The sequence below is a fragment of the Lacticaseibacillus kribbianus genome (assembly GCF_020180945.1).
GTDB classification, from domain to species: Bacteria; Bacillota; Bacilli; order Lactobacillales; family Lactobacillaceae; genus Lacticaseibacillus; species Lacticaseibacillus kribbianus.
Genome location: NZ_JAIPUL010000002.1, coordinates 284,195 through 309,805, shown reverse-complemented (window position 1 = coordinate 309,805; position 25,611 = coordinate 284,195). Strand labels below are relative to the sequence as shown.

The 25,611-nt window shown below is 65.6% G+C and carries 23 protein-coding genes; 9 read left to right on the top strand and 14 right to left on the bottom strand.

Features of this window, described 5'->3' with window-relative positions; genetic code table 11:
- Nucleotides 1-169: 169 nt before the first annotated feature.
- The 4 genes from LE416_RS08655 (at nt 170) to LE416_RS08640 (ending at nt 4,130) form a co-directional block, all read left to right on the top strand.
- Complete coding sequence (locus tag LE416_RS08655; RefSeq protein ID WP_225048103.1) at nt 170-2,068, top strand: NAD(P)/FAD-dependent oxidoreductase; 1,899 nt, start codon at nt 170-172, stop codon at nt 2,066-2,068.
- A gap of 117 nt (nt 2,069-2,185) precedes the next feature.
- Nucleotides 2,186-2,593, top strand: coding sequence for a NusG domain II-containing protein (locus LE416_RS08650; protein ID WP_225048194.1), 408 nt, complete (start codon nt 2,186-2,188; stop codon nt 2,591-2,593).
- Nucleotides 2,590-3,156: a Gx transporter family protein gene (locus LE416_RS08645; protein ID WP_225048102.1), complete on the top strand. Its 567-nt coding sequence runs from the start codon at nt 2,590-2,592 to the stop codon at nt 3,154-3,156. The genes LE416_RS08650 and LE416_RS08645 overlap by 4 nt, the downstream gene beginning before the upstream one ends.
- Entirely contained in the window at nt 3,153-4,130 is a 978-nt protein-coding gene (locus LE416_RS08640) for a polyprenyl synthetase family protein (protein ID WP_225048101.1), read from the top strand. Before LE416_RS08645 ends, LE416_RS08640 begins: the two co-directional genes overlap by 4 nt.
- A gap of 478 nt (nt 4,131-4,608) precedes the next feature.
- Here LE416_RS08640 and LE416_RS08635 read toward each other — a convergent pair whose 3' ends face one another.
- Nucleotides 4,609-5,154 (bottom strand): sigma-70 family RNA polymerase sigma factor, encoded by a 546-nt coding sequence (locus LE416_RS08635; protein WP_225048100.1) that lies wholly within the window; start codon nt 5,152-5,154, stop codon nt 4,609-4,611.
- Between the two features lie 417 nt (nt 5,155-5,571).
- Between LE416_RS08635 and LE416_RS08630 the strand changes: the two genes are divergently transcribed.
- The 5 genes from LE416_RS08630 to LE416_RS08610 all read left to right on the top strand — a co-directional run bounded on the left by LE416_RS08630 (nt 5,572) and on the right by LE416_RS08610 (nt 11,465).
- Nucleotides 5,572-6,381 (top strand): ABC transporter permease subunit, encoded by an 810-nt coding sequence (locus tag LE416_RS08630; RefSeq protein WP_225048099.1) that lies wholly within the window; start codon nt 5,572-5,574, stop codon nt 6,379-6,381.
- Nucleotides 6,378-7,091 (top strand): ABC transporter ATP-binding protein, encoded by a 714-nt coding sequence (locus LE416_RS08625; RefSeq protein ID WP_225048098.1) that lies wholly within the window; start codon nt 6,378-6,380, stop codon nt 7,089-7,091. Before LE416_RS08630 ends, LE416_RS08625 begins: the two co-directional genes overlap by 4 nt.
- Before the next feature lie 686 nt (nt 7,092-7,777).
- Nucleotides 7,778-8,989 (top strand): acyltransferase, encoded by a 1,212-nt coding sequence (locus LE416_RS08620; protein WP_225048097.1) that lies wholly within the window; start codon nt 7,778-7,780, stop codon nt 8,987-8,989.
- Nucleotides 8,986-10,509 (top strand): AMP-binding protein, encoded by a 1,524-nt coding sequence (locus tag LE416_RS08615; RefSeq protein ID WP_225048096.1) that lies wholly within the window; start codon nt 8,986-8,988, stop codon nt 10,507-10,509. The genes LE416_RS08620 and LE416_RS08615 overlap by 4 nt, the downstream gene beginning before the upstream one ends.
- Nucleotides 10,506-11,465, top strand: coding sequence for an aliphatic sulfonate ABC transporter substrate-binding protein (locus tag LE416_RS08610; RefSeq protein ID WP_225048095.1), 960 nt, complete (start codon nt 10,506-10,508; stop codon nt 11,463-11,465). Before LE416_RS08615 ends, LE416_RS08610 begins: the two co-directional genes overlap by 4 nt.
- A 275-nt stretch (nt 11,466-11,740) precedes the next feature.
- Here LE416_RS08610 and LE416_RS08605 read toward each other — a convergent pair whose 3' ends face one another.
- From LE416_RS08605 to cysS, 13 genes are all read right to left on the bottom strand, one after another.
- The gene (locus LE416_RS08605; protein ID WP_225048094.1) at nt 11,741-13,255 is read right to left on the bottom strand and encodes an AMP-binding protein; all 1,515 of its coding nucleotides are present in this window, start codon (nt 13,253-13,255) and stop codon (nt 11,741-11,743) included.
- 129 nt (nt 13,256-13,384) lie between these two features.
- Nucleotides 13,385-14,743, bottom strand: a complete 1,359-nt coding sequence (locus LE416_RS08600; protein ID WP_225048093.1) for an aldehyde dehydrogenase family protein — start codon at nt 14,741-14,743, stop codon at nt 13,385-13,387.
- Between the two features lie 23 nt (nt 14,744-14,766).
- Nucleotides 14,767-16,035, bottom strand: a complete 1,269-nt coding sequence (locus tag LE416_RS08595) for a glucose-6-phosphate isomerase (protein ID WP_225048092.1) — start codon at nt 16,033-16,035, stop codon at nt 14,767-14,769.
- Nucleotides 16,036-16,114: 79 nt separating this feature from the next.
- Nucleotides 16,115-16,897, bottom strand: a complete 783-nt coding sequence (locus LE416_RS08590; RefSeq protein WP_225048091.1) for an ABC transporter ATP-binding protein — start codon at nt 16,895-16,897, stop codon at nt 16,115-16,117.
- Nucleotides 16,882-17,793 carry an ABC transporter permease gene (locus LE416_RS08585; RefSeq protein WP_225048090.1) on the bottom strand — a complete coding sequence of 304 codons (912 nt, stop codon included), beginning with the start codon at nt 17,791-17,793 and terminating at the stop codon, nt 16,882-16,884. The genes LE416_RS08590 and LE416_RS08585 overlap by 16 nt, the downstream gene beginning before the upstream one ends.
- Complete coding sequence (locus LE416_RS08580) at nt 17,783-18,469, bottom strand: 1-phosphofructokinase family hexose kinase (RefSeq protein WP_225048089.1); 687 nt, start codon at nt 18,467-18,469, stop codon at nt 17,783-17,785. Before LE416_RS08580 ends, LE416_RS08585 begins: the two co-directional genes overlap by 11 nt.
- 2 nt (nt 18,470-18,471) lie before the next feature.
- Nucleotides 18,472-19,617 carry an N-acetylglucosamine-6-phosphate deacetylase gene (gene nagA, locus LE416_RS08575; protein WP_225048088.1) on the bottom strand — a complete coding sequence of 382 codons (1,146 nt, stop codon included), beginning with the start codon at nt 19,615-19,617 and terminating at the stop codon, nt 18,472-18,474.
- Nucleotides 19,614-20,435 carry a sugar phosphate isomerase family gene (locus LE416_RS08570; RefSeq protein ID WP_225048087.1) on the bottom strand — a complete coding sequence of 274 codons (822 nt, stop codon included), beginning with the start codon at nt 20,433-20,435 and terminating at the stop codon, nt 19,614-19,616. Before LE416_RS08570 ends, nagA begins: the two co-directional genes overlap by 4 nt.
- A 9-nt stretch (nt 20,436-20,444) precedes the next feature.
- A complete protein-coding gene (locus tag LE416_RS08565) occupies nt 20,445-21,464 on the bottom strand; it encodes an ABC transporter substrate-binding protein (RefSeq protein ID WP_225048086.1) in 1,020 nt (339 codons plus the stop codon).
- Nucleotides 21,465-21,772: 308 nt separating this feature from the next.
- Nucleotides 21,773-22,318, bottom strand: coding sequence for an NYN domain-containing protein (locus LE416_RS08560; protein ID WP_225048085.1), 546 nt, complete (start codon nt 22,316-22,318; stop codon nt 21,773-21,775).
- A gap of 1 nt (nt 22,319) precedes the next feature.
- Entirely contained in the window at nt 22,320-23,237 is a 918-nt protein-coding gene (gene rlmB, locus LE416_RS08555; RefSeq protein WP_225048084.1) for a 23S rRNA (guanosine(2251)-2'-O)-methyltransferase RlmB, read from the bottom strand.
- On the bottom strand, nt 23,224-23,646 hold the full coding sequence (locus LE416_RS08550) for a Mini-ribonuclease 3 (RefSeq protein ID WP_420844381.1): 423 nt from the start codon (nt 23,644-23,646) through the stop codon (nt 23,224-23,226). Before LE416_RS08550 ends, rlmB begins: the two co-directional genes overlap by 14 nt.
- Nucleotides 23,631-25,034, bottom strand: a complete 1,404-nt coding sequence (gene cysS, locus LE416_RS08545) for a cysteine--tRNA ligase (protein WP_225048082.1) — start codon at nt 25,032-25,034, stop codon at nt 23,631-23,633. Before cysS ends, LE416_RS08550 begins: the two co-directional genes overlap by 16 nt.
- Nucleotides 25,035-25,611 lie beyond the last annotated feature (577 nt).

Below are 25,611 nucleotides of genomic sequence, written 5' to 3'. Positions count from 1 at the left end.
GGCGGCGCTTACTGTTTCGACCCCAGGCCCGGCGCGGCGGCATTGCGTGCGGATTCAAGAAATCGCCCAGAGAATTCGTGAAGAGATGGACAAGTGCTGTGCTCTAACGGTATAATCGGTGTTGCAATCAGCCAGCCTACTGGCATTATTCACACTAAGGAGTGTTACCATGGCGCAAAAAAACATCGTTATCGTCGGCGCCGGTTTCGCGGGCGTCTACGCAACGAAACGGTTAGCCAAACATTTCAAACGCAATAAGGATGTCTCCATCACCCTGATCGACAAGCACTCGTACTTTACCTATATGACTGAGCTCCACGAAGTCGCCGCCGACCGCGTCGACCCTGAGGCCATTCAGTACGACCTGCAGCGGCTGTTCTTCCGCCAGAAGAACGTGAAGCTGGTTACGGACACTGTGACCACGATCGATCGCGAGAAGAAGCAGGTCAAGACCAAGCACGGGGCATACCCTTACGACTACGTGATGCTGGGCATCGGCGCGGAACCGAATGATTTTGGCACCCCGGGCGTCAAGGAACACGGCTTCACGCTGGGCTCTTGGGAACAGGCGCTGGCCCTCAAGGAACACATCGAAGACGTTGTGCGCCGCGGGGCCGTCGAGCACGATCCCGAGAAGCGCCGCGCGCTGTTGTCCCTGGTGGTGGTCGGCTCCGGCTTCACCGGCACCGAGACCATCGGCGAGCTGCGCGACTGGCGCGATGCGCTGGCCAAAAAGAACAAGCTGAACCCGGAAGAGCTCACCTTCACCTTAATGGAAATGGCGCCGACCATCATGAACATGCTGGATCGCTCGGATGCCGATAAGGCGGAGCGCTACCTGGCCAAGCGCGGCGTCAAGGTGATGAAGAGCACCGGCGTCGTCGGCGTTCACGAGGACCACGTGGACCTCAAGGACGGCTCGACCTACCCGACCAGCACCCTGATCTGGACCGCCGGCGTCAAGGCGACGGACCAGGCCGCGCAGTTCGGCCTGACCCAGGCTCGCGGCGGCCGCATCGTGGTCGACGAGACCATGGCGTCCAAGGACGACGCAGACATCTACGTCGTCGGCGACGTGTCCTTCTTCGATGGTCACTCCGACCGCGGCGAACCCCAGATCGTTCAGGGCGCCGAGGCCAGTGCGGGAACCGCGCTGAAGAACATCGAGGCCAAGATTGAGGGCAAGCCGGCCACGATTCCTTACAAGGCATCCTACTCCGGCTTCATGGTCAGCCTGGGCTCCCAGTACGGCGTGGCCAACATCATGGGCTGGCTGCACCTGTCTGGCTTCTTCGCGATGTTGATGAAGCACCTGGTCAACATGCTGTACTTCCTGCAGAACTTCTCGGGCTACTACTTCTTCCAGTACCTGATGCACGAGTTCTTCCGCACCCGCACCGATCGGAACATCATGCACGGCCACATCTCCCGTCAGGGCAATGTGCTGTGGGCCGTTCCCGCCCGCCTTTTCCTCGGCGCAATGTGGCTGGTCGACTGTGCCGGCAAGGTGTCCGGCAAGGGCTCTTGGTTCCTCGACAAGCTGCGCCTGCCGTTCGACTGGCTGCAGCCGGCCGCCACTAGCGGCGCGAGTGCCGCCGGTGCTGATGCGACAAGCGCCGCCAGCGGCGCGGCCGACACCGCCACCGCGGCCACCAAGGCTGTGTTCTCCCTGTCCTACGAGTACGGCAACGACCCGATGATGGTCTTCGACAAGATGCCGAAGTGGATGTACAACATCACCAAGGCCATGATTCCGAACCAGGACGTCGCCTTCTTCATGCAAAAGACCATGACGATCGTCGAAATCCTGATCGGCCTGGCCCTGCTCGCCGGCCTCTTCACCTGGGCCGCCGGCGGGATGTCCGCGATGTTCACGGTCATCTTCTGCCTCAGCGGGATGTTCTACTGGGTCAACATCTGGATGATTCCGATGTCCATCGCCGTGATGAACGGCTCCGGCCGCGCGTTCGGCCTCGACAAGTGGGTCGTGCCTTACCTGCAAAAGACCTTCGGCAAGTGGTGGTACAAGACACCAAAAGCGTTGTACGGCACCGACGTGGTCAAATAGCGTCGTTGTCCGACTTTGGGTTCTGGGGTAAACTGGCCCCAGAACCTTTTTGTTTGGCGGCCGACCCGCCAGGCCAGACACCGATTGGGGGGAAAAGCGTTGCGCAAGTATCTGCATATGATCAAGCCGTTCGATGTGATCATCGTCGTGGCGCTGATGCTCCTCTCCTTTCTGCCTTACGTGCTGTTCGCGCGGCACGAGGCGAGCCTGTCTGCGCAGCGCGGTGATTCGGCGCGGGTGCTGACGGCCGTGGTCTCGCACGACGGCCAGGAGGTGTACCGCATCAGGCTGACCGGGCACACCGGCACCAGCAAGTTCCGGTACACGGACGGCACCCACTACAACGAGATCGTGACCACCGGCGCCAAGATCGCGATCACCGAGGCGAACTGCTCCGATCAGGTCTGTGTGCGCAAGGGCGCAATCGCCAAGCCCGGCGAGACCATTGTGTGCCTGCCGCACAAGCTGTTGATCGAGATCAAGTCCAACACCGGTGAGCAGACGGGAGGCATGGTGACCCAATGACCAAAGTCTACCGGCCCGACCGCACGCGGCAGATGATCTTCATCGCGCTGCTGTGCGCCCAGGGCGTCGTCATCGGCCTGCTGGAGCGCATGATCCCGTTCCCCTTCGCCTTCGCCCCCGGCGCCAAGCTCGGGCTGGCGAACCTGATCACCATCGTCTCGTTGTTCACCATGTCCGTCTCCGACAGCTTCCTGCTTTTGATCCTGCGCCTGCTGTTGACCACGCTGCTCGGCGGGACGCTGTCGACCTTCATGTACAGCGGGGCCGGCGCCCTGCTCTCCTGGGTGGGGATGCTTGCCATCAGCCTGCTGGGCGACAAGCGCGTCTCGATGATCGGCATCAGCGCCGCGGGCGGCATCCTGCACAACGTCGGGCAGCTGGTCGTCGCCAGCTGGATCGCCCAGAGCTGGACCGTCATGCTCTACCTGCCGATTCTGTCGGTCATGGGCATCCTGGCCGGCATCGCCGTCGGCATCGCCGCCAACTTTTTATTCGAACACATCGACACACTGCGCCGCCTGCGCTTCGACAAGACGCGGCACAGACAGAGGAGATCACAATGAAGATCCATCCCATGTGGGCAGACTACCCCACGCTCGCGCCCGAACTGACGGCCACGCTCGACCTGATCGAGGGCCAGATCAAACCGCAGAACCAGCCGGTGGCAGAGGCCCTGTTGAGCATGATCAACGCCGGTGGCAAGCTGCTGCGGCCGGCCTACTGCCTGCTTTTTTCCCAGTTCAAGCAAGTCGACCGCAAGAAAATGATCGCGCTGGCCGCCGCCGTCGAGTCGCTGCACACTGCCACTCTGGTGCACGACGACATCATCGATAAGTCGGCGACCCGCCGCGGCCTGCCGACCATCGCCGCCCAGTTCGGCCCCGACGTCGCGGTGTACGCCGGCGACTACCTCTTCGTGGTCTGCTTCAAGCTGATCGCCCACTGGGCCTCCGACCTGCGCTCCGTGCAGCAGGACGGCGCGTCCATGGAGCGACTGCTCAACGGCGAGCTTTCACAGATGGCGCGGCGCTACAACCAGGGCATCACCATCGACGACTACCTCAGCCAGGTCTCGGGCAAAACCGGCCAGCTGTTCGCCCTCGCCGCCTTCATCGGCGCCTACGAAAGCGACAACTCGCTGATGTTCGCCAAGACCTGCGAGAAGATCGGCATGAACATCGGCATCGCCTTCCAGCTGCTCGACGACATCCTCGACTACACCTCAGACGTCCAGACCATGGGCAAGCCGGTGCACGAGGACATCCGCCAGGGCGTCTACTCCGCCCCGCTGATTCTCGCCAAGCAACAGGCGCCGGCCGCCTTCGCCCCGTACCTCGACAAGCGCGAAGCGGCGACCGACGCCGACCTCGCCGCGGTGGTTGACCTGGTCGACCGCTACGACGGCGTCGGCGCGGCCCGCACCCTGGCCGCCGACTACACCGCCCGCGCTTTGGCCGGCCTGGCCAAGCTGCCGGACCAGCCGGCCCGCGCGACGCTGATCAAGCTGACCGAGCAGCTGCTGACCCGCAAGAGCTAGCGAGAGGGCAAAGCCGGGCGGGCTTAGCGGCTCGCACCCGCGTTACCCGGCGAAGCCCGTTTGCGGCACCTGGCTCCGGCCCGGCCACACCACTACTTCCGGTTCCGGGCCGGAGCGGCGGAACGCGTGGGGCTCTCCTGAGCCCGTTCCGGGCTCAAGACCCGCCCTTGCTGTAAGCCGGCAGGTTCGGCCGGCCAACAGCAATTTCACGCTGGCTCGCTCCGGCACTCCACCTCCAGCAGTGGTGCGTCCGAGCCTCCGCTCTACCGAGTGGCTAATCTCATCAAATAACGGCATTCGGTGCTAAAGACGGTCAATCACGCTTTAAGACGCGTCCTAGTGCTAGCAGTTGCAGCTCACTTGACCTCGAATGCTTGACTGTTCCTAGCACGCCGGATAACCAGTCCAATCCTTCACCGCATCGCACGACCAGGCCCCCAGCCGTTTTGGCTGGGGGCCTGATTGTCGTCTGCGTCACCTAGCCTTCGTGCTGGTCCGCCAGGTAGCGCTCTAGCTTGCGGTGCGCCCGCTCCAGCGCGCGGGCCACGTGATGGTCGGTCGCGTCCGGGCGGCCGGCCAGGTTGGCCTGCAGCGCGTGGCGCTCGCTTGGAGACAGGCTGTCCCAGAACCGGTCGCTTTCTAGCCAAACTAGGAAGTCGGTCTCGACCTCCTGGGCACTCAGGTGGTACGGCGAGACGTCCTCGCGAACCTCAAAGACGTTGATCGCCTGCTCCTCCGCCCGCCGCTTCAGCGCCAGGTGGAGGCGCAACAGCGAGTTGTAGTGCGACTGCAGCACCAGCCGGAAGTACGGGCCGAACTGCGAGCCCTGGCCGCCGTCGAACTTCTGCAGGGCCTTGAGCATCGCGATGCGCGCCTCCTGCAGCCAGTCATCGCGGTCGAAGTCGCGCAGGTAAAAGCGGCTGATCTGCCGCAGCACCATCGGACGGTACTGGTTAAAAAGGGTTTCAAAGGCCTCGGAGTCGGTCTGGGCCCGGTCGATGCGGGCCAGCTCGGCTTCGTTCATCGTCGTTCACCTCCCCATTCGGGTGCGGGTCGGACAACGTGTGCGCACGCCGATCACCTCCCACGCGGTGATTTCCTCTGATGACTGCTAGAACCCGGGCGCTGACCAGCGGCCGACTGTAAGGCCAGCCGCCAGCACGGCGCCGCCGAACGTTTTCGCTGCGGCCTGCCGGTGAACGGGCCGGGGCAAGCAGCGTGTGGTCAGGATAGCAGGCGCCGCGCTTCCTGCCTAGGGAACGTCTGTTGCCCTCAAAAATGTGAAACCGCTAACACTGTTAGTGGTGGAAGCGCTGCCGCAAAAACCCGGCCCACCAGCGCTTCTTTTTTGCTTGTAATCAGTCCTTAGCCTGAATTTGTTCACATTTTAATCAAAAATTAGGAGTAGAATTGGGTATCATGCGTATTGGAGATGAGAGATATGGACAACGCGACTGAACTTGCCGCAAGTGAACCCAGGCCGCACAGCTTCGGCTGGCACCGCCTCCTTCCCTGGCTGATTCCAGTGCTTCTGATCGGCTTTTGGCAAGTCGCCGTTAACGCAGGCTGGCTCAACAGCAACCTGCTTCCCTCGCCGTGGTCCGTGGTTCAGGACGGCATCAACCTGACCAAGTCCGGCGAGTTACCCCGTAACATCAGCATTTCACTTTTCCGCGCCACCACCGGGTTCGCCATCGGCGGCAGCCTCGGCTTCGTGCTGGGGCTGGCCAACGGGCTGTCCCGCGTGATGCGCGGCCTCTTTGACACCACGATTCAGATGCTTCGCAACATCCCGCACTTATCCCTGATTCCCCTGGTGATCATCCTGCTGGGCATCGGTGAAACCGCCAAGATCTCCCTGGTGTCCGTCGGCGTGATGTTCCCGATCTACATCAACACCTACCACGGCATCACCAGCGTCGACCCCGAGCTGCTCGAGATGGGCAAGGCTTACGGCCTCTCCCGCCGGGCGCTGTTGACCAAAATCATTTTTCCGGGTGCCCTGCCGACCATCCTGGTCGGCGTCCGCTACGCCCTCGGGGTGATGTGGACAACGCTGATCGTCGCGGAAACCATCTCCTCGAACTCCGGCATCGGCTACATGGCGACCAACGCCCAGGAATTCATGAACATGGACACGGTGCTCCTGTGCATCGTGATCTACGCGCTTTTGGGCAAGCTGTCCGACGTGATTGCCAAGGCGCTTGAGAGCCTGTGCCTCGAATGGCAGAAGAAAGGACGCACGCAATGACTTCACCCCTTGTGACCCTCACCGGTATCGGCAAGCAGTACGGCGAAACGGCCGCCTTGCACGATGTCTCCTTTGACCTTCAGCCCGGCGAATTCGTCGCCCTAGTCGGCATGAGCGGCGGCGGCAAGAGCACCATCCTGCGCCTGATCGCGCAGCTCGAGCAGCCGACCGCCGGCACCATCACCTACGCCGACCCCAACCTCGTGACGCGCGTGATGTTTCAAAACGACCGGCTTCTGCCGTGGATGACCGTGCTCGAAAACATCTCGTTTGCCAGCCACGACAAGGTCCAGCAGGAGAAGGCCAAGTCCGCGCTGGCCAGCGTCGACCTCGCAGAGTACGCCGACGCCTACCCAAGCCAGCTCTCCGGCGGCCAAAAGCAGCGCCTGGCCCTGGCCCGCGCGCTGATGGCCGACCCGCAGCTTTTGCTGTTGGACGAGCCGCTCGGTGCACTGGACGCGCTGACCCGCCGCAACATGCAGCAGTTCATCACCAAGATCTGCGATGAGTCCCACCTCACCACCCTTTTGATCACCCACGACGTCGACGAGGCGGCCCGCATGGCCGACCGCGTAATCGTCGTGAAGTCCGGCACGAACGTCTACTCCGCGGCCGGCGCGAAGGGCAAGGACGCCGAAACCGTCGCCAAGGTGGCGGACGAGGTGCTCAAGGTGATCTTGGCACCAGAGGGCGACGGCGCGCGGGCATAAGGCCCGGGCTCCGGCCCGGACGGACCACTGCTTTCGGCTCCGGACCGGGGCGGCGGAACGCGTGGGGCTCCCGCAAGCCCAAAGTGCGGTCTTGCGACCCGCCCTTGCTGTAAGCCGGGAAAACCACCCGGCTAACAGCAATCTCACGCTGGCTCGCCCCGGCCCTCCGCCTGCAGCAGTGGTCGGTCCGCGCCTCCGCCCTACCTAGTGGCCGATCAGTCACACCGCGATGGGTTGCCACGCCGCTGGCGCTTTGCGCGCTGGCCACCTTGTTCCAGATAGGCAACGCAGTCAGCGGCATTGGAAATACGTCTCGTTGGCCTCGCCATTGTCAGCGTCGCCTTGCACACCATCCCCGCCGTCGGATCCACGATGTAGCGGCCGGAGGGCTCCGGGGCGAGGCGGGCCGTGAAAGGATTAGCCGCTCGGATGAGCCGCGGGTTTGGCGGGGCATTCGCGCGGCGAATCTCGGCAAAAGGTGAGACAACCAACGAGCCGCAGGCGAGGGTTGGCTCAACTTTTAGGTCGGAGCCCGCGGGCGGAGACCGGCCGCACAGCCCGCCTCGCCCCGGAGCCCGGAGGCCGCGGCCCCCGCGCAAGCGCCCCGCGGCCCCAAGCCACCACCCCACCAATCCACAGAAGCGCGCACCGCGCGTACATATCGCATCACACCCGTCACACCAGTTTTGGAGGTCCTCATTATCGTAACCGCACCGACAACCGCCCTGCCTAAGAAGAAGAAACGCAAGTACCTCCACGAAGTCGACCTGATGCGGGTCTTCTTCATCTTCGGGGTGCTGCTTAACCACACCACCACCGCCTTCGCCGGCGCGATGGCCGACTCGCAGGGGACGCCGTTCATCACCCTGCACTCGCTGCACCTGTTCATCCACTTCACGCGGATGGGCTTCATGTTCATGACCGGCCTGGTGCTGACCCTGAACTACTACAACCGCAACGACTGGCCGACCTTTTTCAAGAAGCGCTTCGCCGGGTCCGGCTGGCCGTACCTGCTGTGGAACTTCGGCCTGCTGGTCCTGTCCTGCGCGCTGGGGCTGAAGGGCTTCGCGTGGGCCGACTTCGGGTCGACCTACTGGAGCGCCATCCTGCACGGCGACCAGTTCTACCTGTACTACATCCTGGTCACCCTGCAGCTGTACCTGGCCTTCCCGTTCATGGTGCTGCTGTTCAAGAAGCTGCACAAGCACCACCTGGCGATCCTCGTCACCAGCTTCGCACTGCAGATGCTGTTGATGTTTGGCATCAAGTACGGCCTGCCGCACGTCGACCGCAGCAACTGGCTGTGGTGGTTCCGCGCTTACGGTGTGAACGTCTTCACGTACCAGTTCTACTTCATCTTCGGGACCTACGTGTCGCTTCACTACCAGCAGTTCTACGACTTCGTCAAAAAGCACCTGCGCGCCATCGTCGCCGCGACCCTGGTGCTGGGCGTCGGCACGGTGCCCTACTACTTCTGGAACCTCAACTCGCTTGACTTCACCCACACCGCGGCCGTGTCGCCGCACCAGCCGTACATGCTGGTCTACGACGCGCTGATGATCGTCACCGTGTTCGCGATCGGCAAGGGCTACGCCGCCTGGCGCAAGCGCGGCATGCCGCACCTGCTTGAGGCCTTCATCAGCAACGGCGCGAAGGTGTCGTTCGGTATCTACCTCGACCAGACCATCGGCCTGATCATCCTCGAAAAGCTTTTGACCTACGTCCACGTCTCGGACTGGGCGCTGTTCGCCCTGATTCCGGTCGGCTACGCGCTGGCGCTCGGCATCTCCTTTGGCATCGCGTGGTTCTGCTACAAGATCCCGCCGTTCGGGCTCTTGATCGGCCGGCCGCAGTGGCACATTTTGAAGAAAAATCGAAAGGGAGCAAAACTCGCATGACCGCGCTTAATGATTACCTGCGCAACCAGCTGGCGGCGGACCCGGACCGCCAGCTGGTCAAGGACCTGACGCAAGACCGGTGGTTCACCGCCCGTGAGCTGCAGGCAGACGCCGACCGCTTGGCCGCCGCCTGGGTCGACCACCTGATCGGCTGCCACGACCGGCTGCTGGTGTGCCTGGAGAACACGGCGGCGTACTGGCCGCTCAACCAGGCGGCTTGGTCGCTGGGCATGGCGATGCACCCGTTGTCGCCCAGCACCCCAATCACGGAGCTTTTGGCCGACCACGCCGCGCACCACTACCACACCATGATTGTCACCCCAGAGCTGGCCGCCCAGCTGCCGGCCACCTTCGCCCAGACCACGGTTGACCTGGCCACCGGCACGCTGCACCTGGCCTTTGACCCGCAGCTTCTGGCCGGCCGCACACAGGCCGACCAAAGCGCCCCGGACCAAGACGACATCGCGCTGATCATGCACACCAGCGGCACCACCGGCAAGCCCAAGCGCGTCGGGCTGTCGCAGCGCATCATCTTCAACGCCGCGCGGCACAACGCCGCCAGCAACCGCATGAGTCAAGACACCGTCGCCATGATCTCCATGCCGCTTTTTCACATCAACGGGCAGGTGATGGCGATGCTCGCGGCGCGCGTCGCCGATTGCAAGCTGGTGATCGCCAAGAAGTTCTCGGCCAGCCAGTTCTGGAGCCAGGTCGCCGACAACGGCGTCACCTGGACCACGGTGGTGCCGACCATGATCATGATCCTGATGCTCAACGAGAAGGCCAACGCGGCCTATGAGGCGCGCCAGGCCGAGATTCACCTCGATTACGTCCGTTGCTCCAGCTTCTCTTTGCCGGAGGACAAGCTTCGGGGCTTTGAGGACCGCTACCACACCCACGTGATGGAGGGCTACGGCATGACCGAGTCGGCCAGCCAGTGCACCATCAACCCGTACGGCGCGGCCAAGATCGGCTCGGCGGGCAAGCCCGTCGGCACGACGCTGGCGATTCGCCTGGCCGACGGCACCGTGACCACGGAACCCGGCCAACTCGGCGAAATCGTGGTCAAGGGCGACCACATCATCAGCGATTACCTCGAGCCGCACCCCGACTCGTTCGTCGACGGCTGGTTTTTGACCGGCGATCTCGGCGAGCTCGATGAGGACGGCTACCTGTTCGTCCGCGGGCGCACCAAGGACATCATCTCCCGCGGCGGGGAAAAGGTCGCGCCGGCCGCCGTCGAAAACGTGCTGGACGTGCTGCCGTTCATCGCCCAGCTGGCCGTGATCGGCGTGCCGGACGAGCTGTACGGCGAGGCCGTCTGCGCCGTCGTCGTCAGCCGCACCCCGGGCGTCGACGAGGACGCGCAGCGCGCGGAGCTTTTGGCTTACGGCCGCAGCCACCTCGCCAAGTTCGAGGCCCCGACCCAAGTTGTTTTCGTCTCTGACTTCCCGCGCAACGCGACGGGCAAGGTCCTTCGGCCGCAGCTGCGCGACCAGATCCTAGGAGTCCACGCATGAGTCATAAAACCAAAGTCGTTACCCTGCTGATTGCACTGGTCGCCTGGCTGGGCGTCGCCGCTTACGGCTACACCCAGACCGACGCCGCCAAGACCAACCTGACCCGCGTCGTCATCGGCTACCAAAAGGCCGACCCGGTCGACATCGCCCGCCAGCACGGCGAGCTGGCCAAGAAGATGAAGGCCAAGGGCTACAAGGTCGTGTTCAAGGAGTTCCAAAACGGCGTGGCGCTTTTGACCGCGCTGAAGGCCGGCAACATCAACTACGCGCGCCTGGGCGACACCCCGCCGGTGGTCAACCAGGCCGCCGGGCTCGACCTCGTCTACGTCGCCGCCGGTGGCTCCAAGGTCAAGGGCACCGCGGTGCTGGTCAAGAAGAACTCGAACATCAAGTCGATGGCCGACCTGCGCGGCAAGCGCATCGCCTACGCCAAGGGCACCACGGCGCAGTTCATGATGGTGCAGGCGCTGGGCACGGCCAACCTGACCGTCAACGACGCCACCCTGGTCGACATGGACCAAAGCGCGGCCTCCGTGGCCTTCGCCAAGGGCAACGTCGACGCCTGGGTCACCTGGCCGCCGTACACGGAAACCGCCGAGGTCGAGCAGGGCGCAAAGATCCTGCTCGACGCCACCGGCCTGGCCAAGGACCGCGACTTCTTCGTCTCCACGCGCAAGTACGCCAAGAAGAACACGGACGTCTCCGCCCTGTTGGTCAGCTACCTGTCCAGCGACATGGACTGGGCCAACGCCAACCACGACAAGCTGATCACCATGCTGGCCAAGACCCTGCACCTGTCCAAAACCATCGTCAAGCGCATGATCGACCGGCGCCACTTCTCGATGGGCAAGGTCACCCCAAGCATCCTCGCCGAGCAGCAAAAGATTGCCGACGTGTTCTACGAGCAGGGGCTGATCGAAAAGAAGATCAAGGTCTCAGACGCCATGCTCAAGTAACCGCACCGCCAAGGCGGCCGGTCGCAGCTCCCCCACTCGGGAGTCGCGGCCGGCCGCCTTTTTGGGTCCAATTGGGCGGTGCGGGGCGGGTCCGGCCGCCGTTGAGAAGCCGACGCGATGACCTGCGCCCCGCGTGACAGGGCCGCCGGGTCGCGACGGGGTCGGTTCCGGGCCCCGTCTGACGGGGCCAGCAACGCGTGTCTCCGGACTTCTTGCGGCCCTCAACACCAAAAAGGCCACCGCGACGCCGCGGTGGCCTGATCAGGCATTTGGGGTTACACGGTGGCCATCAGCTGTTCGACCAGCTTGGGCCGCAGCACCTTGCCCGTGATGTTGCGCGGGAATTCGCGCACGAAGCGCACCTCCGTCGGTGACTCGAACTTCGCCAGGTGGGTCTTGGCGTAGGCGAAGATGGCGGCGCGCTGGGCGTCCTCGTCGACGCCCGGGGTGGTGCTGACGACGACGGCGCAGACCGCCTCGCCGTACAGGTCGTCGGGCAGGCCGACGACGGCGAGCTGCTCGATGAAGTCCAGCTCGTTCAGCACGTTTTCCACCGCGGCCGGCGCGACCTTCTCCCCGCCGCGCGAGATGATCTCCTTCTTGCGGCCCTTCACGTAGAGGTAGCCGTCGGCATCGAAGTAGCCGAGGTCGCCGGTCAAAAACCAGCCGTCGGCAAACGAGTCGGGGTTGGGGTCCATGTAGCGGGTGATCACGTGGTTGCCGCGGATGGTGATCTCCCCCATCACGCCGGGAGCCGCCGTGCGCTTGCCGTCGGGCCCGACGATGCGGACCTCCGTGCCGTACGGCTTGCCCGCCGAGCCGATTTTCGGCGCGTCGAAGGGGTTGATGGTGCATTGGCTGGCGGCCTCGGTCATGCCGTAGCCCTCCAGGATCAGCGTGTCGAAGCGGTCCTGGAACTCGCGCAGCCGCTCCTCGGGCAGCGCAAAGGAGCTGGAGCGCACGTAGCGCAGGTGGATGCGGTTTTTCAGCCGGGCGTACGCCGCGTTGGCGTTGTCGTTCAGCAGCAAGAACGAGACGATGGTCGGCACCACCGAGACCCAGGTGACGCCGTTGTCGGCGACCTGATCCCAGAAGCGCGAGGCGGAAAAGCGCGGCGTCACGACGATGCGGGCGTTGGCGATGCGGCTGGACAGCGTCGACATCACCTGCGCGTTGATGTGAAACATCGGCATGGTGATCATCGCGACGTCTTGGTCGGTCATCTCGTTGCTCGCCGCGTCGTACCGCGCGGCGTTCAGCAGCATCGCGTGGGTCAGGCCGACGCGCTTGGGCTTGCCGGTGGTGCCCGAGGTGTTCAGGATCAGCCCGAGGTCCGAGTCCTGCACCGGCTTGAGCTGGCCTGGCGCCCGGTCGGGGTCGGCGATCACGACCAGCTCGGGGAAGGTGTTCAGCGCAAGCGGCTGCTGCGTGAAGCGGTCATCCCCCCACGCCGCGGCGAGCGCCGGCGTCACCAGCATCGCCGGGTAGCGGTGCGCGGCCCAGTCGGCGGCCAGCTCGGCGATCGGCGTGCTCGGTGAGATCGGGTGGACGATGATGCCGCGGTGCCAGGCGGCCTGGTTGATGACGGGGAACACGGCGGCGTTTTCCAGGCACACCAGCACCTGCGCCCCGTGACCAAGGTCAAGTCCAGCGAAAATGTCTTCAAGCGTCGCGACGTCTTCGGCCAGGTCGCGGCCGGTGAACCAGCGGCCCATCCCCTCGTCCTTGATGATGCGCCGGTCGGGGTTGTCGGCCAGCTGGCGGTCCAGTACTGCGGTCAGTTCAGTCATATCTCTACAGATCCTTTCAAAAACGCCGGCGCAGCGCGTCGACGAAGTAACATCACCGGCCGGGGAGCGGCGCGGCGTCTCAACGTAAGGCTGTCAGGCCAGTGCCGTGCGGCGTGTCGCCTGAGTGCCTCAGCCCGCCGCAATCACCTTGAGCGCGGCGAACTCGTACAGCGCCTGCTCGCTCATCTCGCGGCCAAAGCCCGAGTTGCGCACCCCGCCGAAGGGCAGCTCCGGCTGGGCGACGGCCTGCTGGTTCAAAAACACCTGCCCCGTGCTCAGCCGGGCCGCCACCGCGGCCGCGTGGGCGGGCGCGCCGAACACGGTGCCGGCCAGGCCGTACTGCGAGCGGTTGGCTAGGGCGACCGCCGCGTCGTCGTCTGCGACGACGTGCAGCTGCCCGACCGGCCCGAAGAGCTCGGAGTCAAAAATCGGGTTTTCCGGCGTGATGTCGGTCAGAAGCACCGGCGAAAAGAAGTTGGCGGTGCCGGGCACCGTGCCCCCCGCGACCAGCGCGCGGGCGCCGTGGCTCAGCGCCGCGTCGACCTGCGTCTGCAGCCGGGTGCAGGCGGCCTTGGACGCGAGTGGCGCAAGCGTCGTCTCGAAGTCGTCGGGATCGCCCAGCACCTGGTTTTCGAACTGTTCCACCACCGCGGCGGTGAAGGCGGCGGCCACGCCCTGGGTGACGATGAAGCGCTTGGCGGAGACGCAGACCTGCCCGGCGTTGCGCAGCCGGGAGCCGACCGCGGCGGCCGCGGCGGCCGCCACATCGGCGTCATCCAGCACCACGAAGGCGTCGTTGCCGCCGAGCTCCAGCGTCACCTTGGTCAGGGCCGCGCCGGCCTCCGCGGCGACCTGCCGCCCGGCGCGCACGGAGCCGGTCAGGGCCACGCCCTGCACGCGCGGATCGGCGATCACGGCCGCGGCCTGCTCGTTGGTCAAAAACAGGTTCTGAAACGCGCCCGCGGGGATCCCGGCCGACCTCGCCAGCTCGATCATTTTGACCGCGCACTGGGCCACGCCCGGCGCGTGCTTCAGGATCACCGGGTTGCCGACCATGAAGTTCGGCGCGAAGACCCGCATCACCTGCGTGTAGGGGAAATTCCAGGGCTCGATCGCCATCACCACGCCGCTTGGCTCGTAGCTGATGGTCGCCTGGCGCACGCCCTGGTACTGGCGCAGCCGCGGCTGAAGGTACGCCGCGCCGTAGTTGGCGTAGTAGTTGATCACCCCGATGGCGCCTTGCACCTCGCCCAAGGCCTCGCGGTGCAGCTTGCCCATGTTGGCCGTGGCCAGGGCGGCGAGCTCCTCCGCGTGGGCGGCAAAGGCCTGCGCGAGGGCCGCCAGCTGCTTGGCCCGAAGCGGCCGCGCGTCGGTTGCGCCGATTGCCGCGTCCGCCTGCTGCAGCGCGGCCTCGATCTGCTCGTCGGAGGCGACCGGGTACGTCGCCAGCACCTCCTGCGTGTAAGGGTTAATCACTGTGTATGCCATCTCTATGCTTCTTTCTATGTTGATCAATCGCGGCCGAGGCCCGCAAACATCAGCGCCTTGTACGCCTCGACGCCGGGCTGGTCGAACGGGTCGACGCCCTGCAGCGTCGCGGACAGGAATACCGCGACCTCAAAAAAGTAAAACAGCGCGCCGAACGCCGCCGCATCCAGCCGCGGGACCGTGAGCTTGGTCACCGGAACCCCGATGTTGCGGTGCGCGGCGATCACCGCATTTTCCGCCGTGCGGTTGATCGCCGTCAGGTCGCGCCCGTCCAGGTAGGCGAAGCCGTCCGCCACGCCGCTGGGTTGAATCGCTAGGCTGCCGCTCGGCTTGGCCACCACCAGGAAGGTCTCCAGCAGGTCTTTTTGCCCCTGCTGGATGTACTGGCCGACCGAGTGGAGGTCCTCCGAGTAGGTCAAGGCGACCGGGTAGAGCCCAGAGTCCGCCTTGCCCTCGCTTTCGGCGAACAGCTGCGTCCACCAGCGGCCAAAGAAGTCCAGCTGCGGCTCAAAATGGCCCAGCACCTCGAGCTTGCCGCCGTGGGCAAGCCAGAACTGGCGCAGGCTGGCGTAGGCGTACGCCGGGTTGGTCGGGCCGGGGTTGGCGAGCAGCGCCGTCCGCTCGGCCATCGCCCCTGCGACCAGCTCGGCCACGTCGAGCCCGGCGACCGCCATCGGGAACAGGCCGACGTCCGACAGCGCCGAGAAGCGGCCGCCGATGTCCGTCGGAAAGGTCAAAAACGGGTAGCCCTCGGCCGTGGCCAGCGCCTCAAGCGGGCTGCCCGGCGTGCCGGTGACGATCAGGTGGCTGGCGTAATCGGCGCCGTACTTGGCGACCAAAAACGGCTTGAACACGCGAAAGCCGATGCCCGGCTCCAGGGTCTGGAAGTTTTTGGCGATCACATCGATGGTCACCTCGCGGCCCTGAAGCGACGCGAGCAGGCGCTGGTAGTATGCCGCCGACAGGTTGGTGCCGGCGTAGACCACCTCACAACTCGTGTCGGTGGCCAGCGCCGTGATGGCCGCGCGGGCCGCCTGGTTGGAGCCGCCGACGCCGACCACCACCAGCACGTCGGCCGTCGCCCGCACTTGCGCGGCCAGCGTCGTCAGCTTGGCCAGCTGTGTCGGGGTCGCCCACCGGTCGGCCGTCAGCCATCCGAGGTTGTCGCGGTGTGCCCCCGTCCCGGGCCGGGCCGCCTGCAGGGTGTGCAGGGCGTCCAGGTGCGCGCGCCGGTACGCGGCGAGTTCGTCCGCCGGAAAGTCGGCGGTGACCTCAGTCTCGATTGTTATCATCACAATTCCTCCTGTTGGGTGGTGGGAACGGCCGAAGCCGGAAGCAGTGGCCCGTGCGTGCCGGAGCCCGCTCAACTGCCTACGCCTGGACTGCGGCCTCCTGGTACACCTGCGCCCACACGTGCTGCTTGATGGCCAGGAACTCCGGCGACAGGCGGACGGCCTGGGTGCGCGGCTCCGGCAGCGCGACCGGCACGATCTCCTTGATGGTGCCGGGGTTGGCGCCCATGATCACGATGCGCTGGCCGAGGAAGATCGCCTCGTCGACGTCGTGGGTGATGAAAAAGCAGGTCTTTTTCTCCGCCGCCCAAAACGCGCGGAGGCTGTCTTGAAGCTGCGCGCGGGTCTGGGCGTCCAGGGCGCCGAACGGCTCGTCCATCAAAAGCACGGCCGGGTCGGCGGCGTAGGCCCGGGCGATGGCGACGCGCTGGCGCATCCCCCCGGACAGGTCCTTGGGGTAGCTGTCCGCAAAGGCGGTCAACCCGACGACGTCCAGGTAGTGGTCGACCACCGGCCGAATCGCCGCCGCGTCCTTGCCCTGCATCTTCAGGCCGAAGCCGATGTTTTGGCGCACGGTGAGCCAGGGAAAAAGTGCGTACTGCTGGAACACGACGCCGCGGTCCGTGCCGGTGCCGGTCACCGGCCGGCCGTCGCACTGCACCGCCCCGGCGGTCGGCTGATCCAGCCCGGCGATGATGTTCAGCAGCGTCGACTTGCCGCAGCCGCTGGGGCCGATGACGGTGACGAACTCGTTGGCGCCGATTTCCAGGTTGATGTCGGCGAGCACCTTCAGCTCGCCGTCACCCCGCGGGAACGTTTTGGCCAGATGGGTAATGCTCAGCTTGCTCAGTTCTCCTGCCATGTCGTCAGTCTCCTTTCAAGCGCGCGGATGCCCTGGTCCAGGGCCACGCCGATGATGCCGACGATGATGATGTACAGCATCATCGGCGCGGTGTCGAAGTTCTGGCTCAAGGACTGGATGCGCATCCCCAGCCCCGCCACGGCGCCGGTGGACTCCGCGGCGATCAGCGTGGTCAGCGCCGTGGTTGCGCCCAGCCGCACCGCCGTGATGATGTAGGGAATCACGGCCGGCACCAGCACGTGCACGAACAGGTCGCGGTCGCGCGCCCCGAGCACCCGGGCCGCCTTGATCAAAAGCGGGTCGACGTTGATCACACCCTGGTAGATCGTGACGGTCATCACCAGGAAGGTCGCGAGCATGATCACGATGATCTGCGCCTTGGTGCCGATGCCCGCAGACATCACGACCAGCGGCACGTAGGCCAGAGGCGGAATGCTGCGGATGAACTGGATCCACGGCCCGATCAGGTTCTCGATCGGCCGGTACCACGCCATCAGAATCGCCATCGGCAGGGCCAGCGCGAAGCCGAGCACGAAGCCGCCGAGCACGGACAGAAGGCTTGAGCCGATGTCCTGCAGCAGCACGCCCTTGTTGTACATGTCGCCGATGGCCGTGATCACCTTGACCAGGCTGGGGAACGTGTCCGCCGTCGTCGGGTTGACCGACAGCAGGCTCCAGGCCCCGATGGCCAAAAGTAGCGAGGCCACCCACCACACGGCGCGCGGCAGGGCGCGGCGCGGGGTTCGCGCGGCCGGCTTTGCGGTCGCCGCAGGGGCGAGCTTTTGGGCGGTCGCGTCTGCCGCGGTCTGTGGCGCGCGGGCGGCGGTCACGGTGCGGCCGAGAAGCCCGCGCCGCGGGCGGTTGTTTGCGATGGTTGCGGAGTGATTAGGCGTCATTGCGATCTTCCTTTCTGAGTGCCGTGACGGTGATGCGGGCGGCAAGTGCCGCCACCTGTGCCAGGTCGACGCTGCCGGTGGCGTCCTGCGCGGCGTTGGCGGTGCCGCAGGCCAAAGCCCAGGCCAGCGCCGCGCGGTCGTCCAGCCCGCGAGTCAAAGCGACCGCGATGCCGGCGGTGGTGGCGTCGCCGGACCCCACCGCGTTGACGGCGGCGACCCGCGGCACCGTGGCGCGGTACAGGCGCTCGCCGTGGCGGGCGATGGCGCCGTCCGCCCCCAGGGACACCAGCACCCACGGCACGGCCGCGAGCACCGGCGCCTGAAGCTGGGCGGCAAGCGCCGCTGGGGTCACCGCCGGCCCCGCCTCCAGCACCTCCGTCTGCGCCGTGCCGTGCAACAGCGCGAGGCACTGCCGCGTGTCGGCCGCGATGGGCGTGAAGGCGCTGGGCACCCCGTCCGCCTGCATCAGCCGGCGCAGCTGCGCGCCGCGCGGCCCGCCGGCCAGGCCGAGCGCCTGGGTCGGCACCCCGAGCTGGGTGAGCACCCGCGCCGAGTTGATGCCGTTGCCGCCGGCGGACACAATGCCGTTGGCGACGCGGTTGACGTTGTCGAGCTGCAGGGCCGCCAGCCGGTAGTGCACGTCGACGGCGGGGTTGAGGGTCACGGTGAGAAGCATTGTCAGTCCATCCTTTCAATCAGGCGGCCGCGGCTGAAGGTCGCAACCAACTTTTGGTCTGGGGTCAGGCGGTTCAAGTCGGCGTCGCGGCCGGGTTCAAGCACGCCCTTTTGGCTCAGCCCGAACTCCTGGGCCTGGTTGACGCTGGCCATCTGCACGGCCTGCGCCACCCCGGCGCCGGTGAAGCGCTGAATGTTCACGAACGCGGTGATGAACGGCAGCACCGAGCCGGCGATTGTGCCGTCGGCCAGCCGCGCCTCGACGCCTTGCACCGTGACGGTCTGGCCGCCCAGCTCGCTGACGCCGTCGCCGAGGCCCTTGGCGCGCATCGCGTCGGTGACCAGCTCCAGGCGCGCGGCGCCCTTCACCCGGTAGGCCAGCTTGACCATGTCCGGGGCGTTGTGGAAGCCGTCGGCGATGATCTCGGCGGTGATGCCGTCCTCCAACAGCGCGTGACCCATCACGCCGGGCTCGCGGTGAACCGCGAGGCGCTGCGCGTTGTACAGGTGGGTGACGTGCCGGGCGGGGCAGGTCACAAGCCTTGCGCGCGTGGCGTCGCTGTGCCCGATGGCCAGCGCGATGCCGTGCGCTTGGCAGTACGCCTCGAAGTCGGCGGGGTCGCCGACCTCCGGCGCGTAGGTGATCAGGCGGATCATCCCCCGCGCCAGGCTTTGCCAGCGGGCGACGGCGGCGGCCGTGGCGGGCTGGATGAAGGCGGCCGGCTGGGCCCCCTTGTAGGCCGGCGCGATGAACGGCCCCTCCAGGTGGATGCCCGCAATCAGCGGGGTCCGCTCGGCGGCCGCCGCGATGCCGGCCACCGCGCGGTCGATGGCTTCAGGCGCCTGGGTCATGGTGGTGGGAAAAATGGTCGTGACCCCTTCCGCCGCGGCGATGCGCGTGGCCATGGCGGCAATTGCCGTTGGATCGCCGTCCATCGCGTCCACGCCGTAGCCGCCGTGAACATGCACGTCGATGAAGCCGGGCACGATCAGGTCGCCGCCGACGTCCTGCACCGCGTCGCCCGGCTGCTGGACAAAGGCCGTCATCGGCCCCACCGCCTGCACCGTGTCGGTGAAGCGGATGAAGCCGTCCGGCCACTCGGCGCAACCGGTCACCAGGTGCGCGTGGGTGAACACCCGCGCCGTCATGCCGGTGCCTCGAAAGCGGCCACGGCCGTTGGCACCACCAGCTCGGCGTTGGGGTGGCGCTGCAGCAGCGTCACCGGAAAAGCCGCCGAGGGCTTTTGCCCGACCGCCTGGCGCACGACGCCGCGGTGCCAGTCGCGAAAGCACCCGAGGACGATGCGCCGGGCGGACAGAAGCTCCGCCATGCCGATGGTCACGGCCTGCGTCGGCACCAGCTCCAGCGCCCCGTGGGTGTCGCCGATCGCGCTGGCGATGCGCGTGGCCGCCGTCAGCGTCACCACGCGGGTCGGCAGGGCGGCGAATTCGTCAACGCTGAGCGCCGGCTGCGGCTCGTTGAAGGCGATGTGGCCGCTCAGGCCGATGCCGCCGATCACCAGGTCCACCTTGCCGAGCTGGGCGAGCAACCGGTCGATGGCGGCCGGATCCTGGGGATCCGGGAACACGCGCTGGTCGGTCGGCGGCGCCAGCGCCGGGTCCAGGCGGTCGTACAGGTTGGCCTGAACGAAGCGGTGGAAGCTCCAGTCGGAGGCCGGATCAATCCACCGGCCGTCGGTGACGTACTCGTCCATGTTCACAAACCAGGTGCGGCGCAGGTCGAGGTGCTTTGCATTGACCGCCTGGACGAACGCCGGGTACTGCCCCATCGGCCCGACCGGGATGATGATCACGCTGATTGCACCGGCGGCGTTGTTGGCCGCAATCACCGCCACCATTTCGTCGGCCAAGCGGTCGTACACGTCCTGGGCGGCGGGCACCACCGTCAGCGGCAGCCGCGCGTGCTGCGTCAGTTCGGAAACACTGTAGCGATAGTAGTCCTGCATGTGGGCCTCCTAAGCCGCGGCTTTTTCAATCACGTCGGTCAGCAGGTAGTCGGCGGCTGTTTCCAGGTCGCCGGTGTCCTTGAGCGTGCCGACGTTGATGAAGTTGGTCTGCTGGGCGTTGTAGAGCTTGGCCAGGGCGCCGCTTGACGCCATCTGGCTCAGCTGCTTGGACGAGTAGAGCGTCTCCATGCCCTTCATCTGCGCGAGCGCCTGCTTGGTCGTGATCGCCAGCTGCTTGGCGATGTACGGCGCGACCTTGCTCAGGCTGGCCTTGCGCGCGTCGTTGGCCGCCATCAGCGCCTTGGTGATCTTGACCACCTGCGCCGGGTGGGCCTTCTCGTACTTGGCGGTCACGACCCAGGAGCTGATGAACGGCATCGTGCTGGCAAAATCGCTGTCGGACGCCAGGGTCACGGCGTCATCGCCGAGCTTGTCCTTGATGGTGGTGGTGCTCGGCGACCAGGTCGCGGCCGCGTCGACCTTGCCCGCCGCCATCGCGCCGGCGATGTTGTTGGCCGACATGTTGACCACGGTGACGTCGGACTTGCTCATGCCGGCCTTCTTCAGCGCCGCCTCAAAAATCATCTCGGACGTGGTGCCGGCGACCACCGCGACCTTTTTGCCCTTCAGGTCCGCCATGCTGGAGACGCCCTTGGCCTTGTTGCCGATCAGCTCGTCAGCGGTGCTGACGCCGTCGGTCAGGATGACCTGGGCGGCGCCCTGCGCCAGGGCGGTGTGGGCGCCGGAGCCGATGTTGCCGACGTCGATGCTGCCGGCCTTCATCGCCGCGAGGATCGACGGGCCGTCGGCGAAGGCGACCAGCTTGACCTTGAAGCCCTGCTTCTTGAAGTAGCCGGCCTGATCGGCGATGGCGGCGAGGCCGACCGAGTTGGCGTTTTCCATGTAGCCGATCTTGATGGTGGTGAGGCTTGCGGTGCCGCTCGTCGACTTGCCGCACGCGGTGACGATCAGCATCATCGCCGCGATGAGGGGAAGCAGTAACCAGCGCCAGCCGTGGAATTTTGTCATGTCTTTGTCCTCCGAACATTTGATTACCGTTAGTGTAGTCTGTGAATATCCACAAACTGCGCACGGAATTCGGTAAAACTGTTGGGATGTTGTGAACAAATTGTGAACACGTGCTCGCGGTCCCGCCTGGCCCCGGCGTGGCGGTCCCCGCAGTCCCGAACGATTGCCCCCTGCCACCGCGCGTGTGAAGAAAGTGTGACCAATTGCCGAAAAAAACGGCCGCACAAGGCGCCTGGCGCCAAAAAAACGCACCGAGCGAGGCTCGGTGCGCCGATGGGTCTTATTCGCGTTTCTGCCGGCCCAGCGCGTCAGCGCTTGGGCTTTGGTTTCGGTTTTTGCTCCAGCTTGCGCCGCGCCTGGTCCAGCTTCAGGAGCTGGTCGGTGCGCCACGGCACGTTGCGCGGGTTCTCCCGCATGATGAACGGATCCGTGGACTTGGTGAACTCGTTGTGCGAGCGCTTGACCTCGCGCAGGAAGTCGCGCGAGGAGATGCGCAAGGCGCCGCGCGAGAACACGGTCCACTGCTCGGCCTGGTCGGAGGTGACCACGGTCAGCTGCACCAAGGGCGTGTTCAGGTCGTTGGCGAGTTTTTCGATGTAGGAGTCGGCGGTCAGGTCCTGCTGGGTGAACACCACCTGCAGGTCCCACTTGTCGTAGCGCTCCCCGATTCCCGGCACGTACATCGCGTCGAAAACCACGATCATATTGGCGTTCTCGTGGCTGCGGTACTCGGCCAGCTGATCGAGCAGGCGGTCCCGTGCGGCGTCGAAGTGACCGTCGGCCTTGAGCTTGGACAGCTCGGGCCAGTTGCCGATCACGTTGTAGCCATCCACGATCAAAATGTGCTTGCGCATGTCAGGCCTTCGTGCGGGCGGTGAACGCCTGATACATCAGGATGCCGGCCGCGACGCTAGCGTTCAGGCTCTGGACGTGGCCGACCATCGGAATGGTCAACGTCGCGTCCATCAGCTTGGCGACGCCCGGCGAGATGCCCTTGCCCTCGTTGCCGATCACCAGGGCGACTGCGCCCTGCGCGTCCCACTCGCGGAAGTCCTGGCCGTCCATCGCGGTGCCAAAGACCCACATGCCGCGGTCCTTGAGCGTCTTGATGGTCGCGGCGAGGTTGGTCACCTTGGCCACCGGCACGTGCTCAATGGCGCCCGTCGAAATCTTGGCCACCGTGCTGGTCAGGCCGACTGCGCGGTGCTTGGGAATGATGATGCCGTCCACCCCAACCGCGTCGGCGGTGCGCATGATGGAGCCCAGGTTGTGCGGGTCCTCGAGGTTGTCGAGCACCAGGAAAAACGGCGCGTGCCCGGCGTTTTGGGCGTGCTCGAACAGCTCGTCCAACGTCGCGTAAGCGTACGGCGTCATCGCGACCAGGACACCCTGGTGGTTGCCGCCGTCGGACAGCAGGTCGAGCTTGGCCTTTGGAACGCTTGAGACCAGGATCTTGGCCTTGGTCGCCTTTTGAACGATGGTGTGGATCTGATCGGCGTTCAGGCCGCTTTGGACGAACAGCTTGTTGATGGTCTTGTTGCTGCCGACCTTGAGCGCCTCCTCGACCGCGTGGCGACCGAAGACGAACTCGTCTTCGTGCGCCTCATCGCGCGGCCGGTCGCGGTACTTCTCCGGCACCGGCGCGGCCGCGCGCGGCTTGCGCTCGGCACGCGGGCCGCTGTTGCCGGGCCGCCGCCCTGCGCGGTTAGTGCTCGGGCGGCCGCCCTGGCCGCGCCCCGCGCGGGAATCTGAATGCTCACTAGGCTTTGCCATGACCGGTTCCTCCGTTCTCCACGTAATCAATGCACCACTGCGCCAGCTCGTCGACGCGCGCCAGCTGGCCGTCGAGCTTCAGGTAGCCGAACAGCGCCTCAAAGCCCGTCGACGTGCGGTAGGTCACCACGTCCGTGTTCTTGGCGTGGGTGTACGACTTCGCGTTGCGCCCGCGCTTGAACATCTCCCACTCGTCATCGGACAGCAGGCTTTGGGCCTCCATGCCGGCGATCAGGGCCGCCTGGGCCTTGGCCGAGACGAAGGACTTCGCCGTTTTCTGCAGCATGTTCGGCCGCACGATGCCGCGGTTCAAGAGGTGCTCGCGGACGTACACCTCGTACACCGCGTCGCCGAGGTAGGCCAGCGTCACCCCGTTCAGTTGTTTTGCGTCAGTCAAATTTTTCTCCATCTTGTGCCTTGCGGGGTGTCTTCCAGGACAATCCCGGCTTCCGTCAGTTGGTCGCGGATCGCGTCGCTGGTGGCAAAATCCCGTGCCGCCCGCGCCGCGTTGCGCTTGGCGATCAGGTCCTCGACGTCCGCGTCCAGCAGCTGCGCCTTGAACTCGACGCCAAAAATCGCCAGCCACGCCGCCTGCGTCTCAAGCAACAGGCTCAGGCTGTCCGCCTGCACCGTCTCGGCGGCCGCGTAGCTGTTCATCAGCTTGGTCAGCTCGTACAAAGCGGCCAGGCCGTTTTGCACGTTGAAGTCGTCGTCCATCGCCGCGGTGAAGGCCTCACGCAGCGTCGCGACCTGGGCCGTGATCGCCGCGTCCGCACCGGCCAACGCGTTCGCCTGGCGGTAGGCCACGGCGTCTTTGGCGATGCGCAGCTTCTCCAGGTTGCGCGCGGCCTCGTCCAGGCCGGCCTGCGAGTAGCGGATCGGCTTGCGGTACTGAGTGGACGCCATCAAAAAGCGCAGCACCTGCGGGTCGACGGTCTTGACGATGTCGTGCACCGTCACGAAGTTGCCCAGCGACTTGCTCATCTTCTCGTCCTTGTCGCCGACGGTCACGAAGCCGTTGTGCATCCAGTAGTGGACGAACGGGTTGCCCGTCGCGGCCTCGCTTTGTGCGATCTCGTTTTCGTGGTGCGGGAACTCGAGGTCCTGGCCGCCGCCGTGGATGTCGATGGTGTCGCCCAGCATCGTGGTCGACATCACCGAGCACTCGATGTGCCAGCCCGGGCGACCGGCACCCCACGGCGAGTCCCAGCTGATCTCGCCCGGCTTTGCCCCTTTCCACAGGGCAAAATCGATCGGGTCCTCCTTGCGGGCCGTCTCGGCGTCGGCCGTGTGCTGGCTGGCGCCCTGCTCGAGCTCGTCGAGGTTCTTGTTGGCCAGCTCGCCGTAGTGGGCGAACTTGCGCGCACGGAAGTAGACGTCGCCGGCCACCGCGTACGCGTAGCCGTTGTCGATCAGCCGCTTCACAAAGGCGATGATCTCCGGGATCATCTCGCTTGCGCGCGGGTGTGCCGTGGCCGGCTCGATGTTCACCGCCGCGGTGTCGGCCATGAACGCGTCGATGTAGCGCTGCGCCAGGTCAAGCGGCGCGACGCCTTCCTCGTTGGCGCGGTTGATGATCTTGTCGTCCACGTCGGTGAAGTTGGACACGTAATCGACCTGGTAGCCGACGTACTCGATGTAGCGGCGAATGGTGTCGAACGCGATGGCGCTTCGGGCGTTGCCGATGTGGATGTAGTTGTACACGGTCGGACCGCAGACGTACATGGTGACCTTCCCCGGCGTGATCGGGTGGAACACCTCTTTCTTGCGCGTGAGGGTGTTATAAATTTCTAGCATAAGCGTTATCCTTTCGCAAGTGTCTCCCTACCAGTGTACTCGAAAAGCGCCCCGGGTGAAAGCGGGCGGCCGCAATGTTTCCGGCTTGCCGCGGTACGGGGCCGAGGTCTGCGGGACCGCGGCTGGTCGGACTGCGCGGCCGGCCTCCGCCCCAAAACCGGGCCACCGCTTCTTTCGCGGCCCGACCAGCCCCGGTCCCTCCGGCCGCTACATCGCGCAACGGTGACACAAAATTGGTAGGTCGCACGGCAGAAAAAATCGCCGACAGCTCGGTGGTCAACCGACAAGAAGCGCAACCACCGCGATTCTCAGAATTAACGGCAGTTTCAATTTTTGAGCGACCAAAGACGGTGTCGCTTCAATGTTTGTCGGTCCCCCCCACTCCGTAGCAAACCGGCCGCGGGTGGAGGTCCGGCAGGCGGCGGAGGCCGTGAAAGGAGCAGCCACCCGGAAGACTCGCGCACTTGGCGAGGCTTTCGCGTGGCTGCTCCCGGCAAAAGATGAGACAACCAAAGGAGCCGCAGGCGACGGTTGGCTCATCTTTTAGGTTGGAGCCCGAATAGAGGGCGGAGCAAGG